Origin of the sequence: Phormidium tenue FACHB-1052 (assembly GCF_014696675.1) — a bacterium.
Lineage (GTDB): Bacteria > Cyanobacteriota > Cyanobacteriia > Phormidesmidales > Phormidesmidaceae > Nodosilinea > Nodosilinea tenuis_A.
In genome coordinates this window covers 151,150-165,813 of sequence record NZ_JACJQN010000007.1, presented here as the reverse complement: position 1 = coordinate 165,813, position 14,664 = coordinate 151,150, and the positions used below count along the sequence as shown (strand labels likewise).

Genomic DNA, 14,664 nt, shown 5'->3' with positions numbered 1-14,664 from the left:
AGCCCACCGTGCTACGCTTCGGGTTCTAACCCTGCTGCTCGGAGCTGGGCCGCGAGGCGATCGGCCCGTTCCCGTTCGCTCGCTAGCAACTGCCCCAACTCGGTGTAGGTGAGGAACCGCTGGCCGTCGGGTCGATAGATCTCCAGCCCTGCGTCTGCCATCTGAAAGCGGATTTGCAGCCTGGGGCTCACCCAGCCATCCATAGTCTCAATCACTTCTAGCCCCGCTTCACCACGCTGAAGGCCGGTTAGCTCTAGCTTGTCGGGGTCGTAGATATAGTATTCTTCGACCCCGTGGCGGTCATAAAAGCCCAACTTGCGCAGCATTTCGCCAAAGCGGTTGCCCGGTGACAAAATTTCAAACACGACCTGGGGAGCGATGCCGTCTTCTTCCCACTGGCGATAAGAGCTTCTGTCTCCCTTAGGCCGCCCTACTACCACCATGGCATCGGGGGCCTGGCGAATCGTGTTGTCGCCCTCGACCGGATACCACAGCAGATCGCCTGCGATAAACACCTGGGGATCATCTACAAACAGCAGCTCCAGGTTTTCTTTAATCACCACGATCCAGCGGAACTGCTTGGTGTTATCGGCCATAGGCTGCCCATCGCTGTCGGGGTAATCAGTTTTGGCTAAGGCGTCGGGCTGTAGCTGCTGAACCATGGCAATGCCTCTTAGACCTAGGCTTATATTCTAGTCGTCGATAGATGGGGAGCTGCGGTTCGTTTGGCCTTACCCTTGGTTTGACTAGATCTACGATAAGTAGCCCGCTGCTGCACATTCTTCGATGACTTCCAGCACAAAGGGCCACAGCTCTGGAGCACCTTTTTCTACCGGAGCCATGCGCTGCATCACCTGGGTGCGGCTGATGCCATGCTGCTTCCAGGTGCCGCCCTGGGTTTGCCAGTTGTGCAGCAGCGGTTGAATGCGATCCAGCGAGGCGGCGAAGCGAGCGGTGGGGGTAGCTTGGGCCTCAAACTCGTCCCACAACTGGCGGAGGTCTTGGGCGATCGCCCCTGGGAGCAGACCAAAGATGCGCTCAGCCGCTTTCTGCTCGCGATCGGCCTTGCCGTCATGCCCTGCCGCGTCATAGCAGAAGGTGTCGCCCGCATCGATTTCTACCAGGTCGTGAATGAGCACCTGGTGAATCGCCCGCTGGATATCCACCTCGGCGGGGGCGTATTCTGCCAGCACTAGGGCCATCATCGCCAGGTGCCAGGAATGCTCGGCGCTGTTCTCGCGGCGGGAGGCATCCATTAGCTGGGTTTGGCGCAAAACCTGCTTGAGCCGGTCGATTTCGACCACGAAGGCGATTTGTTGCTGGAGTCGTTGGTTGGTCATAGAGGCAAGTGTTATAATGGAGAAGACTCGGACCCATGCGGTCGCAACGCCCAAATCATGTCAGGACCGGAAGGTAGCAGCATTACGGGATGCTTGTGGCAGGCGTGGACTCCGGGTCTTTTAGTTTGTGCGCTTAACGGGCAATTCGCTACACCGCTCAAGCCGCTAGAGTAACGTAAGATTTCTGACTATCCTCATTGTTGCTAGTTTTGCTTAGCCTGGGGCTAGGGGGGTGGGGTTTTCCGCCTGAGACGGCGTGCCATTGCCCCTGGTCATTGGGCCAGCATCTTTTCTAAGCTGGCAGGGTACACAGAGCAATGGGGAGGCTGCCAGCCATGGCCGGTTTTGGAGATTTGGTTAAAAAAGCGTTTTATCTAGGGGTCGGGGTTGCTTCCTACGCGGGTGAGAAAGCGGGCGACACCCTCAAAGATTTGCGTGAGCAGACCCAGGGCATCGTCAATGAACTGGTGGCGCGGGGCGAGATCACGGCTGAGGAAGCTCAGCGATTGGTGAATGAGATGGTCAACCGCGCCCAGGATGCGGCGACTCCCCCCACTGAAAATCTACCGCAGCCCCGACCCATCGAAATTTTGGATGACGATGCCCCTGTGGCCAACCCCACTGAGGCCCAAACGGCTTCCCTGCGTGAGCAGGTGGCTGCCCTGCGCGAAGAACTAGAAACCCTGAAACAAAAGTCGAGCAACTAGCCCTATGGATGACTGGTCTAAGCAATTGTTTGATGCCTTTGGCAACGCCGTGCAGGATTTTACTCAGCAGGTTTCTGAGGATGCAGAGCGTTGGCTCGATAACCTGGTTGAACAGATAGCTAGTGCTTCTGACGCTTTGGTGCAGACGACGGATCAGTGGGCTGAGCAGGTGCAAGAAGCCATTGACCCCGAAATCGATCGCATTGCAGTCGAGTTCAACCATGTAGTCGAGCCGCTTCGGGTTACGGTCAATGCTGAAATTGATTATGTGGCTGACGAGCTCAGCGAAATCCTAGGGCCGCTGTTGGCAGGCCTATCGGGCATTGACCAGTGGTTTGAAGAGGTCTCAGGCCCCTTCAACAGCACTGTAGAACCTCTGCTGCAAAACTATCCGGCCTGTGTGGGCTGTCGTAATTTCTGCGGCCAGTCCTACGGTGGTAATACGCTGGTGTGCGCTATGCACCCCTATGGCCCTGAAGAAGAACGTCAATGCCCCGACTGGGAATCCGTTTGGCCGGAACCGAAAGATCAGTAAGCGGGGTTCAGGCTAGGATCCGACTAAGTTAGGTGTGAATAGGCTCTAGGTAAGGTTCATGATCTGCCTTCAACCGAAGACCATGAACCTTAAATCTCGTCAATCTACCGCCTTTGGCTCCGTAGACAAGGCCGGCGTTGCTGAATTGAGGAATGAATCTGCAAAAGCAACAGTTGCTGCATCGCCCCCCACCCCCCCCAAATTTGGGGGGCTTTTAAGTCGTCTGGTTCCCCCCAGAATTGGGGGGCTAGGGGGGCAAATCATACCGTTGATCAGCAACGCCGACAAGGCCTAGTAGTCTATTGAGCTATCAGAGGGAAGAAGTGACCGACAGGCCCTTGCCCTTTGCCGATCGCGAGGGCGTGCTTGAGGGCGTTGGTGACGTAGTTTTTGGCGTCTTTAACAGCGGTTAGGGGGGCTTTGCCCAGGGCCAGGTTGGCGGCGATCGCCGCCGATAGCGTGCAGCCGGTGCCGTGGGTATGTTTTGTTTCTACGACCTCAGCCTCTAAAACCGTCATCTCGCTGCCGTCAAACCAGACATCGGTACTGCGCAGAGCATCCGCCATACCGCCCCCTTTCACTAGAACAGCCTGGGGGCCAAGCTGGTGGATCTGGCGGGCCGCCGCTTCCATATCGGCTAGGGTAGCGATCTTTAAACCGCTGAGCAGCTGGGCCTCATAGCGGTTGGGGGTGAGAATGCGGGCTTGGGGGATGAGGTGGCGGGTCAGAGTGGCGATCGCATCGTCGTCAATGAGCTGCGCACCCGTGCGTGACACCATCACCGGATCCACAACTACCGGAGTCGTGTCGGGCAACCCTTTCAACGCCAGCGCAACTGCCTGAATAATTTCCTGGTTGAGCAGCATGCCGGTTTTGACTGCCTGCACAGCAATGTCGCTGGTCACCGCTTCAATTTGAGCTACCACAGCGTCGGGCGGCAAGGCGTCAACCCGCATTACCCCCACGGTGTTTTGGGCAGTTACGCAGGTCAGAGCACTGGTGCCGTGGATCAGGTGAAAGGCAAAGGTGCGCAGGTCGGCCTGAATGCCGGCCCCACCACCACTGTCAGAACCAGCAATGGTCATAGCCGCAGGCCAGGTAGGCGTCATCGTCATGGCTAGCGGTTGCCGTTAGGCCGCCGCCGCTGCAGAAACTCGGGGATATCTAGACCGGCCCCCAAACCGCCTCCACTGCTGGCGGGAGGGTTGGCGGGCGGCGGCGTAGCCAGGGTGCGCTTAAAGGGTGTAACACGGGCTACCTCAATCTCGGGCTGAGCCCCGGCGCGGGTGTTAAACCCGGTAGCAATCACCGTGATGCAGACTTCGCCCTGCATGCGCTCGTCAATCACTGCACCAAAGATGATGTTGGCGTTGGGATCGACCCCCTCATAGATAATCTCGGCGGCGGCGTTGACTTCGTGGAGGGTGAGATCTGACCCGCCGGTGATGTTAAATACGGCTCCGGAGGCACCATCGATGGAAGACTCGAGTAATGGGGAGGAAATGGCGGCGATCGCGGCTTCTCTCGCCCGTGACTTGCCTGACCCCATGCCAATGCCCATCAGGGCCGTGCCTGCGTCGGCCATAATCGCTCGCACATCGGCAAAGTCAACGTTGACTAGACCGGGGATCGTAATAATGTCGGAAATGCCCTGCACCCCCTGGCGCAGAATGTCGTCAGCCGTGCGAAAGGCCTCCTGCACTGGGGTCTGCTCAGAGATCACCGATAGCAACTTGTCGTTAGGAATAATAATCAGCGTATCGACCCGACCCTGAAGGGCAGCAATGCCCTCGTCGGCCTGGTTCATGCGGCGGCGGCCCTCAAAGGTGAAAGGGCGAGTGACTACGCCAACGGTCAGCGCTCCGGCTTCTTTCGCTACCTCGGCCACAATGGGCGCTGCCCCCGTGCCTGTGCCGCCCCCCATGCCAGCGGTGATAAACACCAGGTCAGACTCTTCTAAGGCGGCGGCAATTTCTTCGCGCGACTCTTCGGCTGCCTTTTGGCCAATGGCGGGGTTGCCCCCAGCGCCCAGCCCGCGGGTCAGCTTTTGACCGATGTGCAGGCTGTTGGTCTGGGTAGTGTTGTCGAGGGCTTGGGCATCGGTGTTGATCGACCAAAACTCAATCCCCGACAGGCCACTGCTAATCATGCGGTTGACGGCATTACAGCCACCGCCGCCGACCCCAATTACCTTAATGCGGGCGACGCTGCTGGGCAAAGCCGTGTTTTTGGTGTACGTTTCTCCGGGCATAGCTCTGGCATTGTGGGGTTGACTGGAGTTAAGCTCGCCGTGGCTAAACGGGTTAGACGGGCCAGCGAAGGCGGTCACAGCATCAGCCGCTGGAATCAGGTCAGAGGTTGCAGTCTCGGCCTGATGAGTCGAGTAAGACTCGTAGTCAGCGTTGCTGTGGCCAGCACCATTGCCGTGGGGGTTGTCGGGGGTCATAGAGTTGAAGGCCCTAGAAATATAGTAATTACCCGTACTAGATAACCGAAGATAACACCTAAGCCCTAAAAGTCTAAACCCTGGCTGATGCTAGACAACTATAGAGTACTTCATTGGAAAAAACCAAACTGCCTTGGCAAGTCTTAAACTACTTGATTTAACCATTGAAATAAGAAAAACGAGCCCCTTTGCGTTGATAGCGTCATCCTTTATATATCTCTATTTAGGTGTAGGACGCATATCTATTTAGATGCAGCATGCCTATCTATATCAAATGCAGGAGCGCTCTAGGAAACCAGGGTGTGCTCAGCGGTTTATGGGCTAGCGTTGGCATCGGTCTGCGCAGGGCTTGCCGTCGGGTCGACGGTGTCGACTACGGCGATCGAGGGCGCGTCGGGATTGCTGAGGTCAATGCGGGCTACCTCAGACTCGGTGAGCTGACTGGGCAGGTTGCGCATCTTGTCGAGGGTGGCTAGCTGCTGCTCTAGTTCTGGGCTGTAGGGACCCAGGTAGACCGTGCCTAGGGCCGTCTCAAACACCAGGTTGTTGGGGTCGTGCCAGTCAATTTCGGTAATGGCCACCGGGCTGCCGACGATGGTTTCATAGATCTGCGGCCAATAGCGTTGGTAGTGGGGCTGAATGCCTCGCAGCTGGAGCGTGGGTAGCTGCGGTGAGGCGCTGCCCAAACCAAAGCTGGCTAGGGGCATCCAGGCTCCGTGGGCGTCGAGAAACCCGGCCTGGAGATATTGAGTGTCGCTGCCGTCGGTCTTGCCTACGGGTTGCACCACCGCTACGGGCACCCGCTCCTGCACCTTGACGTTGAGGCGCGGCGGCAGCAGTTGCCGGGTGACTTCTGCGGCGGTAATGGGGGCGCGATCGCGCAGCTGTTGGGCCAGCACCTCCGGCTCCACCTTCATCAAAGGCTGAGGGTAGGTCAGCGGTACCAGGCTTTGCACCATTTCGTCGCTAAGCAGTTCGTTGCCCGTTACGTTGATTTGCGCGGAACTGTTAATCAGCCATGCTGGCCGGGTGGCCCCCCAAAAAATGGCGGCTGTCAGCCCCGAAAGCGCCCAAAATCGCCAGAGCGCCTGGCTAATCGAAACGCGTCGCTGGCGGCGGAGGCTTTTTCGCCGGGTCTTGAGTTGATCGCGAGACAGGGAAGAAACACGGGTCATGGCATTGGGGTTGAGGGGCTAAGGAGCCCGGCGATCGGATCTGCCGCTAACGACTCAAGGGTTAGAAAGGGCTGAAAACTCTTGCTAATACCAAGCTGCCGTTAAGCTGATGCCGATTTTAGCGCCTGAAGAGATTGATGCAACGCTTTTTCCCAACGGCGGGCTAAATCGCCGTCGGTAAAGGGAATCCGGTAGGTTTCGCCGCCAGTGGTGGCCAAAGCTAGCTCGACCGATTTGCCCGTGGGGTTAGTCTGGTCGGCGGGCACGGCCTTGCCGTCAATTTCGAGCTGGAGAGTGGTCACCTGCTGTAGCGACAGCGTAGTGAGGTCGATAGGCCCCTGGCGAGTGGGACGGCCCCAGGTGAGTTCATCACCCCGCTGCCCTAGCATTGAGCGAATGTCATACTTGCTGCGATCGAACTCGGTGGCCCACGCTTCGTAGGCCTGCACCTTTTGAAACTCGTGCCACCCAGCCCAGGCCAAGCCAATAAACACCGCCAGCAGGGGCAGCCACAGAAGTCCTCGTTCCATAAAATTGTGTTTACCTCGCGGGTGAGCCGTCGGCTGAACAGGTTTAGGGGCGGCCTTGGTTGGTCGCGATCGCCCAATAATTCAGGAGTTAGAGCAGCGATCCTAGGCGTCTATTCGCTCAATTCTCCTGGCTCAGCCGTGAGCATCTGTCCTATAAATTGTAAAGTCTTGCAACAGCTGCCGACAGAATTTCCTGGCTCCATGAAAAAGTGGGCCTAGGCAATTGATTTGCCGTTCCACTGCATTTATGGAGGCTGGTACATTGGCATTCCTACCGATTTTAGCTGCGGTTCCAAATACGCTCGAATGGAGCCCTAAAGTGGCCGTCGTGATGATTCTCTGCAATATCTTGGCCATCGCCATCGGCAAGTTCACCATCAAGTACCCGAGTGCACCGCCCGCAATGCCCTCGCCATCCCTCTTTGGGAACTTTGGCCTACCCGCCGTGCTGGCTACCACTAGCTTTGGCCACCTAATTGGGACTGGGGTAATTTTGGGCCTGGCGAATCTGGGTGTTCTCTAATCTGGCTTGAGCTAGCTTTTTCATCCCCAGGAAAGGTGAACAACCTCCTGGGGATTTGTTTTGGTGCTAGGCCAAGCGCTGCGCTGATTAGAGGTTAATTGAGCGATCGCTGCCTCTATGGCTCTGCTAGCGTCTGCTCTAGCGCGGGCTGGGGGCCGTTGTCACCTGTGGGCTGGGCGTCGGTGCCAGGATAGCGGATGGATTTGAGATACCAAAAGGCCACGACTAGGGGCAGCACGTAGCGATCCCAGGGGATGGCTTTCATCATGATCAGGGCATTGAAGGCCAGGATCCAGAACAGCAGATCTGGCTTGGCAAAGCGCAGGCAGGTGATCAGGGCCAGACCGTAGTACATCGCCATCACCAGCCCGTAAAACGGCAGCAGGTCGGCCACCTTGCCCATGTTGCCGTAGGGGGTGTCTAGGGGCGGAAACACCAGGCAAGCCACGAGCAGGCCCGCCGCAATCAGCAGCCATTTTTTCCAGTGGTGGCGCAGGGCTTGCCGGGGGGCGGCGGGGCGAAACAGCAAAAATTCTGGAATTACAATGTAGGCTCCGACAAAGGCCAGAAAGTTGATCGCCCCGCCGGGGGTGAGGGCCAGGGTGCTCTTTTGCACATCGGGCGATTTGTCGGCGATCGCATCAGCGGGGGCCAGCCCGCCAAACAGGGCCACCCAGCCCAAAAACGACAGGCTGGCGACCGCCGGGGCCAGCCAGCACTGGTGCTGGCGCAGGCTGACGGGCTGCCCCTTGCGGTACTGGTTGGCAATCGCCAAAAATTCGTAGGTGGCGATCGCCGCTGGAAAGGCCAGCATGTACTGCCGCGAGGCGATCGCCAGCACAAAGGCCAGGCAGCTCACCCAGTGGCGATCGCGGACGTAGGCGACCAACCCCAGCAGCACCCAGGTGCAGGCAATCATCTCGGTATAGAGCCGCCCGCTGAGAAAGAGAAAGTAGGGGCACAAAAACAGGCCCAGCAGGCACAGCAGCGCTCGCCCGCCCCGGTCTTTGCTGGGCCAGCCGATGGTGGCCACAATCCCCAAAGACAGCACTAAATTTAGCAGGCGACCGGCCACCATACCCTGTTTAAACAGGTATTCTAAAAACCCAAACACCATGAAGGGCAGCGGGGTGTTGAGGCTGTAGTACTCCCGCAGGTCAGCGAGCGATGGCAGCAAGCTATCGCTAAAGGTCAGGCTCGACTTCCAAAAATCGGCTTCATCCCACCAGGCAGGGCCCTGCAAAAAATCGAGCCAGGCCACGATCGCTAGATAAATGGCTGTAATGGCGCAGAGAAAGAAGACTTTTTGTTGGGAATGGCTAAAGGATTGCAGTTTCATGGGAGAACCCCTAGGTAAAGCAGGCTGGCGATGCAGGCGGATCAGAAAAACTCAGCAAGAGGCAGCGGGGGCCGATGCGGGGGGCAGTTTTTGCTGGGTGCGCTCCCAAAAAAAGCCCACCACGTTGGCCACCTGGGATAAAAACAGCAGCCCCGACAGCAGCATGCCCTGAATCTGGGGCTGCCCTGCGAGGGGATAGGTCAGCAGCCGCCAGTAAAACTCCAGGGGCTCAACCTTGACCTGGGCAGCGGCCCGACGAGCCCGCACCTGGTGAAAGCAGTAGGCCCCCCGCCCGTAGTTAAAGTGCTGCCGCCAAAACCGCCGCAGCGATAGGTAGTGGCTATGGTCAACCCGTGCCTCGGGGGCGTAGGCCATCGGTAGCCCCTGCTGGAGCCAGCGATCGCAAAACTCCCGGTCTTCCCCCGCCGCCAGCGGAAAGGACGTGTCAAACCCCCCCACCTGCCGAAACTGCTCGGTGGCCATGGCAAAGTTGTTAGAGGCAAAGAAACTGGGTGCCTGTCGGCTGTTGTAATAGTCGTAGAGGTAGTCGATCAGCAGCTGGCTAGCCGTAGAGAAGAGGTTGTCGGGTAAGGCATTGATGGTGTGGCCGCCCACCAAGGCCCGAGGCTGATGCTTTAGCTGGGCGGCCATGGCATTGAGCCAGCCAGGGTGGGGCTGGCAGTCGTCGTCGGTAAACACCAGGTACTGGCCCTGGGCGCGGGCGGCCCCGGCGTTGCGGGCCTGGGCCGGGCCGCTGTTGACCTGCCGCAGCAGCGTCAGGTTGAGGTGCGCCTCAAAGGGTTTGACCGTGGGGGCCAGGGGCTGGGCGTTGCCGTCATCGACCACAATCACCTCAAAGCGATCGCGCGGGTAGTCAAGCCGGGTGAGGCTTTGCAAGCAGCTAGTCAGCCGCTCAGGCCGATTGTAGGTCGGAATCACAATGGAAAAGATGTAGGGTGTCATTGCTGAATTTCAATAAATCTACGAGGAACAGACAGGCAGAACGGGTGGGCTGTTAGCCCTGGGCTGAGAAACCCCAAAACGTTATCGAGCGGGCTTTGATTTGGCCTTGAGCAAAAGCTGAATCATGCCCTTGGCTTCGCGGTAGCCGCCCGGCAAAAGCAGCCAAATACTGATGTAGGCAAAGCTATAGATCAATCCTTGAATCAGCAGACCCACCACCAAGACCGAACTTGGGGGCAGCGCCCAGGTCGCCAGGTACAGCAGCACCGCTGACGCCAGGGATGCGATCGCCGGTCGAACCAGCGATCCCAAAAAATCCCCTAGGGTAATGGGCGACTTATGCACGCAGTGCACCACCGCCGGGTAGCTCAGCAGGCCCATGCTGACGGTGTAGCCCACCGCTACCCCAAAGGCCCCCCAGCGCAGGCCAATCACCGTGGCGACAATCATCACCGGGGTGTGAATCAGGCTCCAGTGAAACTGCCGCTTGGTTTCGCCACTGGAGACATAGATCCATTTGGTGACGCGGTACATGGCCCCTACAAACACGGCCACCAGCAACACCCGAAACATGGGGATCATCTCCAGCCATTGGTCGCCCAGCATCAGCCGCGTCACCGCATCCGCCGTGACAAATAGGTAGGCCAGCGCTGGCATACACACTGCAAAAATTAGCATCAGCCCCCGCCGACAGTAGAGGCGGTAGCGCTCAGGCTCAGCCAGGCTGCGGCTCAGGCTCGACACCGCCACGTCAAACAGTGGGTAGTAGATCTGCCAAAAGGGAAAATAGGCCCACTGATAGGCCATTGAATAAATCCCCAGGGCGCTGGCTCCACCCGAGTAGCCCAGCAACACCTGATCCATTTTCATACCCAGGCGACTGATCACCCGAAAGCCGGTTAGATGAGCCCCGTAGGAGAGGGTCGATCGCAGATCGGTTTTAAACGAAGACTCCCCCGTCAGGCGCTGGGGCCGCCAGTCGCAGACCAGCCAGTAGGCAACACCTTTCACCACCTGAAGCACGGTGAGCTGCAACACCAAGGCCCAGTAGCCTAAGCCGTACCAGGCAGCGGCGATCGCCACCACCGTACTCAGCCCCATCGCCACCACTTCCACGGTAGTCAGCAGCTCAAATTTCATCTGCCGCTTCAGCAGCGACAGGTGCTGAAACGACAGGCACAGACTGCTGGCTCCAATCGCTAGACAGAGCACCATGGCCGTCAGCTCTGGCTGGCCATAGAACCGCGACAGCAGCGGGCCGCACAGCACCATGCCGCCAATTACCAGGGCGTTGATCTTCAGCGACAGCCAGAACATGGCGCTGGCCTGCTCCTGGTTGAGGTCTTGTCGCTGCACGGTGGCCGTTTCTAGGCCTAGATTACTGAGGCTATCGACCATGGTGAGCAGGGGTTGCGCCATGGCCAGCAGGCCAAAATCGGCAGGCACCAGCAGACGGGCCAGCACTGCCGTGCCTACAATGCCAATTACCAGCTTAATCGGCTGGGCCGCTATGGCGACCATGCCCGACTGCACCGATCGCCTAGTCAAGTTGGCCTGGAGTGCCGTGGTTTCAAAGTGGTGTTCAGATTTAGTCATAGCGTTAGGTGTCCTGGGTGGATTTTGCCTGACTAAACGCCACGATCGAGGGAGGTAGCAACGGCTGGCCGCTGCTCGCCCAGCCGCTGGGCCAAAAGGGCAAACGCCACGTTCACCTCCACTCCAGCGATGGAGGCGATCACCACCACCTGCGCTTGCCGCTGGGTCTGCTCCCCCATGGCCAACATGTCGGTAATCATGTAACCTCCGCTGATGGTGAAAACGGCAATGTCAACGTCCTGCTCAACGCGCGTTCGATGCGAGCTGGGGAAGGCTGGCCCTGAGGGTAGCCAGGGTTTTGAGCACCCGCCGCTTGTAAGGAGAGCCCAGCCGGGCGATCGCCTGCACCGGGTGAATGGCAAACGCCTGGCCCCAGGCTTGAGTGGCTGCCCACCCCTGGCCGCTGCGCTGAAGCATGACGGCGTGGTTAAAGACAAAATCGGCCACGGTCTGGCGGGGCTGGTGAGCAAACACCTCGCAGTGCTTGGCCAAAAGCTGTTCAAAACTCTGCTGCCGCCGCTGGGGGTTTGACGACACCCGATTGCCCTCGTGGGTCGACAGGTGGTAGGTCACCTCGGGAATGCCCCACAGCGAGCACACCGGGTTGAGCCGCAAAAAGAGTTCGGTGTGCACCCGTGAGCTAAAGCTGGGGTCAAAGCCGCCCATGCCCAGCAGCACCTCGCGCTCCACCACCAAACTTTGCTTAGTAAAAAAGGACGTACCGGGGGGAATTTTCTCCAAGCAGAAGTGCGATCCTTTCGGCAAGGTGGGGGGCAGATGGGTTTCGAGAATTCGTCCTCGGCTGTTGACAATGCTGAGGCCAAACAGCAGCCCCACCGGAGTGGGGAGGTCTGAGGGAATACGCTGAATTGCTCCCAGGGCTTTTTCGGCCATATCGGGCTGCAAGACATCGTCGTCGTCGAGGTAGGTGATCCACCGGGCGCTGGCGGCCAGGGCACCCTGGTTGCGGGCCATGGCCCCGCCCTGATTCGGCTCTAGGCGAATCACCCGCAGCCGCTCCTGGGGGGGAAGGCTCACTGCCGGAGTAGAGCCGTCATCGACTACGATCACCTCCAGGTCGGTCACAGTTTGACCCAGGGCGCTGGCCACGGCGCGGCGCAGCAGCTCAGGCCGGTTGTGGGTGGGAATGATGATACTGAGCTGTGGGCTAGTCATAGCGAGCTGAGATTTGGATGGACAACGGGAACCAGATTTTTGGCATATTGGGCCTGAATTTGCCGATAAAGAGCTAAAAACTGGTCGGTGCGGCTGGCTTCGCTAAACTGCGCTAGGGCGCGATCGCGCCCTGCCCTGCCCATCGCCTCCGCCAGCTCTCGGTCTTGCAGCAGCCGGGTGAGGCGATCGCCCCAGCCCTCGGCATCGCTGGGATGCACCAAAAATCCGGTGCGATCGGCGTGGATGATCTCGGGCTGGGCTCCCACGGCGCTGGCCACCACCGTCGTCCCCCGCATCATCGCCTCGGTGGTGACATTGCCAAAGGGCTCCTCCCACTGGGAGGGCACCGCCTGCACCCAGGCGTGGTCAAAGTGGGCTTCGAGCTCAGGTCGCGACACATGCCCCAGCCAGGTAACGCTCCCTCCCAGGCCAAGCTGCTGGGCCAAGGCCTTGAGAGATTCTGCCTCTGGCCCCTGACCCGCGATCAGCAATTGGGCGGTAGGGATGTGGGAACGCGCCACAGCAAACGCCTTCAGCAGTACATCCACCCCCTTCTCGGGTACCAACCGCCCGGCAAAAACGACCGTGGGCGGGTCGCTGAGAGCGGGGCGCGGGTCGCGCACCGGCACGCCGTTGTAAATCACCTCCACCGGGCTCAGCCCCGCCTGCTCTAGCTGGGCTTTCATCCCCTGGCTGAGGGCCACGACTCGGTCAATGGCTCCGCGCCAGCGCTGCCAGAGCTGGTGCTGCACCATCAGCGCCGTCCAGGTTTGGGGGGTAAGACAGCCGGTGGTTAGGCACACCCGCCCAGGGTTCACCTGGCACGGACTGCCATCGGGCAGCACTTTGGTGCCCGCCGGACAAATGGCCTTGTACACCGCCGTCTGGTAGATGCAGGGCACCTGCCGCAGCAGCGGCAAAATCAGCGGCGATAGCTGCCACATAAACATGCGAATGTGCACCACGTCGGGCTGAAACTCCCGCAGCACCCGTCGTAGCCGCCAGTAGGCCGAGGGGTTGGCGGTTTGAGTCAGCACTTGCAACCGCGAGGTGGTGCCAAAGCAGGTGTCATCCGCCAGCTGATCGTGTCCTGCTACGGGCATGGCACTGCTAGCAAACAGCCGCACCTGGTGGCCGCGATCGCTCAACCCCTGGCGCAGCGACAGCATTTGCAGCTCAGCCCCGCCGCTGGCGGTGCCGTAATCATGCAGCAGAAGAATTTTCATGCACCGTCTCCTGGGGCGATCGCGCCGGTAGTTCAGCCACCAGGCGAGGTGGCTCCACGGCACTGGCTCGCTGCGGCTGTAGCCACAGACGAGCGTGGCGACTCGTCAAATAGCGGTTGAGCACCCGATCGACCGGTGCCAGCGCCCCGTACATCAGCACCTTTTCTACCAGCCGATTTTTCACCAGCCCAAAGGTCATCCGGTGCAGCAGCGGCGAAAGAATCATTCTGCGCCGCCGCCAGCCCAGGGCTTTGAGCTTCTGGCTAAAGTAGACATCCTCAGGCAAATTCCACTTCTGACGCAGGTGCACCAAACTCTCCTGCTCCCAAGCGTCGCTCCAGCGCAGCATGTAGAGGTGCAGATCGGCCCAGCTCCAGGCAATGCCCGGCACGTAGGTAATCACCGACGTGGGTTCAAAATAAATTGTCCCCCCCGCCTGGGCCACCCCCAGGCACAGATCCACATGCTCCTTGGTGTTGAGAAAGCCTTCATCGAGCGGCCCCAGCTGCTCAAACACGCTAGTGCGCACCAGCATGCAGTGAAACTCCACCAGTTCCGCCGGAGTGCGCTCTAGTTTGTGGGCCACCTGGGCGACCCGCTGCCCCTGGCGACACATTTTTTCCCGCAGTCGCCGCCGCCCCTTCACATCGACAATGATGCGGGCCTCACCGTTGGCAAAGTGAATGGTCTCATGCACCGGCTCATCCTGGCAGGTGAGCGGCCCCACAATGGCAGCCCCCGTTTCATCGGCGCACTGCACTAGCGCCTCAAGCCAGCCCGGTGATACCACTACATCATTGTCTACAAAGACAACGTAGGGCGTATCAACTCGGGCCAAGCCAATATTTCTGGCCTGGTTGGGGGTAAGAAAGTGATTCACCCGCACCCGCTCAAATCCTTTTTCGATGGCCTGGGCTGCCAGATACTCGGCCACAGGTTTGGGCGAGTTGCCATCTACGTACACCAGCTTAAAGGGCATCTGAGTGTGCTTATAGATGCTCTCTAAAGAGGTTTGCGTATAGCTAAAGCGCTCCCGGGGCGAGACCACCAGGGTTACGTTTGGCACTGTCATAGATCAACCATCCTTCCGCATTGAGAGTCTTTTGGG

16 protein-coding genes and 1 other RNA gene are annotated in these 14,664 nt (G+C 59.1%); 4 read left to right on the top strand and 13 right to left on the bottom strand.

The genetic code is table 11. From position 1 onward, the window contains the following. Positions 1–11: 11 nt before the first annotated feature. Together H6G07_RS11850 and H6G07_RS11845 are read right to left on the bottom strand one after the other, a co-directional pair. Entirely contained in the window at positions 12–662 is a 651-nt protein-coding gene (locus H6G07_RS11850) for a Uma2 family endonuclease (protein WP_073608203.1), read from the bottom strand. Between the two features lie 90 nt (positions 663–752). Next, positions 753–1,340: an HD domain-containing protein gene (locus tag H6G07_RS11845; protein ID WP_073608204.1), complete on the bottom strand. Its 588-nt coding sequence runs from the start codon at positions 1,338–1,340 to the stop codon at positions 753–755. A 24-nt stretch (positions 1,341–1,364) separates the two neighbouring features. On the opposite strand from H6G07_RS11845, the gene ffs reads away from it, so the two are divergent. From ffs to H6G07_RS11830, 3 genes are all read left to right on the top strand, one after another. After that, an RNA gene (gene ffs, locus H6G07_RS11840) (signal recognition particle sRNA small type) lies at positions 1,365–1,461 on the top strand. Positions 1,462–1,675: 214 nt separating this feature from the next. Beyond that, positions 1,676–2,047 carry a phasin family protein gene (locus H6G07_RS11835; RefSeq protein WP_073608205.1) on the top strand — a complete coding sequence of 124 codons (372 nt, stop codon included), beginning with the start codon at positions 1,676–1,678 and terminating at the stop codon, positions 2,045–2,047. Between the two features lie 4 nt (positions 2,048–2,051). Further along, positions 2,052–2,582 carry a methyl-accepting chemotaxis protein gene (locus H6G07_RS11830; protein ID WP_073608206.1) on the top strand — a complete coding sequence of 177 codons (531 nt, stop codon included), beginning with the start codon at positions 2,052–2,054 and terminating at the stop codon, positions 2,580–2,582. Between the two features lie 299 nt (positions 2,583–2,881). On the opposite strand, the gene thiD is transcribed toward H6G07_RS11830, so the two are convergent. The 4 genes from thiD to H6G07_RS11810 form a co-directional block, all read right to left on the bottom strand. After that, positions 2,882–3,697, bottom strand: coding sequence for a bifunctional hydroxymethylpyrimidine kinase/phosphomethylpyrimidine kinase (gene thiD / locus H6G07_RS11825; protein WP_073609850.1), 816 nt, complete (start codon positions 3,695–3,697; stop codon positions 2,882–2,884). A gap of 2 nt (positions 3,698–3,699) precedes the next feature. Continuing rightward, entirely contained in the window at positions 3,700–4,833 is a 1,134-nt protein-coding gene (gene ftsZ / locus H6G07_RS11820; protein ID WP_139297130.1) for a cell division protein FtsZ, read from the bottom strand. 509 nt (positions 4,834–5,342) lie between these two features. Continuing rightward, a complete protein-coding gene (locus tag H6G07_RS11815; RefSeq protein WP_073609851.1) occupies positions 5,343–6,203 on the bottom strand; it encodes a cell division protein FtsQ/DivIB in 861 nt (286 codons plus the stop codon). A gap of 101 nt (positions 6,204–6,304) precedes the next feature. Then, positions 6,305–6,733, bottom strand: a complete 429-nt coding sequence (locus H6G07_RS11810; protein ID WP_073609852.1) for a hypothetical protein — start codon at positions 6,731–6,733, stop codon at positions 6,305–6,307. Between the two features lie 247 nt (positions 6,734–6,980). Between H6G07_RS11810 and psaK the strand changes: the two genes are divergently transcribed. Beyond that, entirely contained in the window at positions 6,981–7,256 is a 276-nt protein-coding gene (psaK, locus tag H6G07_RS11805; protein WP_073609853.1) for a photosystem I reaction center subunit PsaK, read from the top strand. Between the two features lie 115 nt (positions 7,257–7,371). On the opposite strand, the gene H6G07_RS11800 is transcribed toward psaK, so the two are convergent. From H6G07_RS11800 to H6G07_RS11770, 7 genes are all read right to left on the bottom strand, one after another. Beyond that, positions 7,372–8,595, bottom strand: a complete 1,224-nt coding sequence (locus H6G07_RS11800) for a glycosyltransferase family protein (RefSeq protein WP_073609854.1) — start codon at positions 8,593–8,595, stop codon at positions 7,372–7,374. 51 nt (positions 8,596–8,646) lie between these two features. Further along, a complete protein-coding gene (locus H6G07_RS11795; RefSeq protein WP_073609855.1) occupies positions 8,647–9,558 on the bottom strand; it encodes a glycosyltransferase family 2 protein in 912 nt (303 codons plus the stop codon). Between the two features lie 81 nt (positions 9,559–9,639). Then, the gene (locus H6G07_RS11790; RefSeq protein WP_073609856.1) at positions 9,640–11,154 is read right to left on the bottom strand and encodes a lipopolysaccharide biosynthesis protein; all 1,515 of its coding nucleotides are present in this window, start codon (positions 11,152–11,154) and stop codon (positions 9,640–9,642) included. A 32-nt stretch (positions 11,155–11,186) separates the two neighbouring features. Then, positions 11,187–11,354, bottom strand: coding sequence for a hypothetical protein (locus H6G07_RS11785; RefSeq protein ID WP_171973063.1), 168 nt, complete (start codon positions 11,352–11,354; stop codon positions 11,187–11,189). A gap of 43 nt (positions 11,355–11,397) precedes the next feature. Continuing rightward, the gene (locus tag H6G07_RS11780; RefSeq protein WP_073609857.1) at positions 11,398–12,330 is read right to left on the bottom strand and encodes a glycosyltransferase family 2 protein; all 933 of its coding nucleotides are present in this window, start codon (positions 12,328–12,330) and stop codon (positions 11,398–11,400) included. After that, positions 12,327–13,556, bottom strand: coding sequence for a glycosyltransferase family 4 protein (locus tag H6G07_RS11775; RefSeq protein WP_073609858.1), 1,230 nt, complete (start codon positions 13,554–13,556; stop codon positions 12,327–12,329). Before H6G07_RS11775 ends, H6G07_RS11780 begins: the two co-directional genes overlap by 4 nt. Next, positions 13,534–14,628, bottom strand: a complete 1,095-nt coding sequence (locus tag H6G07_RS11770) for a glycosyltransferase family 2 protein (protein WP_073609859.1) — start codon at positions 14,626–14,628, stop codon at positions 13,534–13,536. Before H6G07_RS11770 ends, H6G07_RS11775 begins: the two co-directional genes overlap by 23 nt. Positions 14,629–14,664: the final 36 nt, after the last annotated feature.

What these genes read in the sequence shown, in the direction of transcription:
- psaK (WP_073609853.1), top strand. Translation starts at nt 6,981, where the DNA reads ATGGAGGCTGGTACATTGGCATTCCTACCGATTTTAGCTGCGGTTCCA.
- H6G07_RS11795 (WP_073609855.1), bottom strand. Translation starts at nt 9,558, where the DNA reads ATGACACCCTACATCTTTTCCATTGTGATTCCGACCTACAATCGGCCT.
- H6G07_RS11785 (WP_171973063.1), bottom strand. Translation starts at nt 11,354, where the DNA reads ATGATTACCGACATGTTGGCCATGGGGGAGCAGACCCAGCGGCAAGCG.
- H6G07_RS11850 (WP_073608203.1), bottom strand. Translation starts at nt 662, where the DNA reads ATGGTTCAGCAGCTACAGCCCGACGCCTTAGCCAAAACTGATTACCCC.
- H6G07_RS11800 (WP_073609854.1), bottom strand. Translation starts at nt 8,595, where the DNA reads ATGAAACTGCAATCCTTTAGCCATTCCCAACAAAAAGTCTTCTTTCTC.
- H6G07_RS11835 (WP_073608205.1), top strand. Translation starts at nt 1,676, where the DNA reads ATGGCCGGTTTTGGAGATTTGGTTAAAAAAGCGTTTTATCTAGGGGTC.
- H6G07_RS11790 (WP_073609856.1), bottom strand. Translation starts at nt 11,154, where the DNA reads ATGACTAAATCTGAACACCACTTTGAAACCACGGCACTCCAGGCCAAC.
- H6G07_RS11815 (WP_073609851.1), bottom strand. Translation starts at nt 6,203, where the DNA reads ATGACCCGTGTTTCTTCCCTGTCTCGCGATCAACTCAAGACCCGGCGA.
- thiD (WP_073609850.1), bottom strand. Translation starts at nt 3,697, where the DNA reads ATGACGATGACGCCTACCTGGCCTGCGGCTATGACCATTGCTGGTTCT.
- H6G07_RS11810 (WP_073609852.1), bottom strand. Translation starts at nt 6,733, where the DNA reads ATGGAACGAGGACTTCTGTGGCTGCCCCTGCTGGCGGTGTTTATTGGC.
- H6G07_RS11830 (WP_073608206.1), top strand. Translation starts at nt 2,052, where the DNA reads ATGGATGACTGGTCTAAGCAATTGTTTGATGCCTTTGGCAACGCCGTG.
- H6G07_RS11770 (WP_073609859.1), bottom strand. Translation starts at nt 14,628, where the DNA reads ATGACAGTGCCAAACGTAACCCTGGTGGTCTCGCCCCGGGAGCGCTTT.
- ftsZ (WP_139297130.1), bottom strand. Translation starts at nt 4,833, where the DNA reads ATGCCCGGAGAAACGTACACCAAAAACACGGCTTTGCCCAGCAGCGTC.
- H6G07_RS11780 (WP_073609857.1), bottom strand. Translation starts at nt 12,330, where the DNA reads ATGACTAGCCCACAGCTCAGTATCATCATTCCCACCCACAACCGGCCT.
- H6G07_RS11775 (WP_073609858.1), bottom strand. Translation starts at nt 13,556, where the DNA reads ATGAAAATTCTTCTGCTGCATGATTACGGCACCGCCAGCGGCGGGGCT.
- H6G07_RS11845 (WP_073608204.1), bottom strand. Translation starts at nt 1,340, where the DNA reads ATGACCAACCAACGACTCCAGCAACAAATCGCCTTCGTGGTCGAAATC.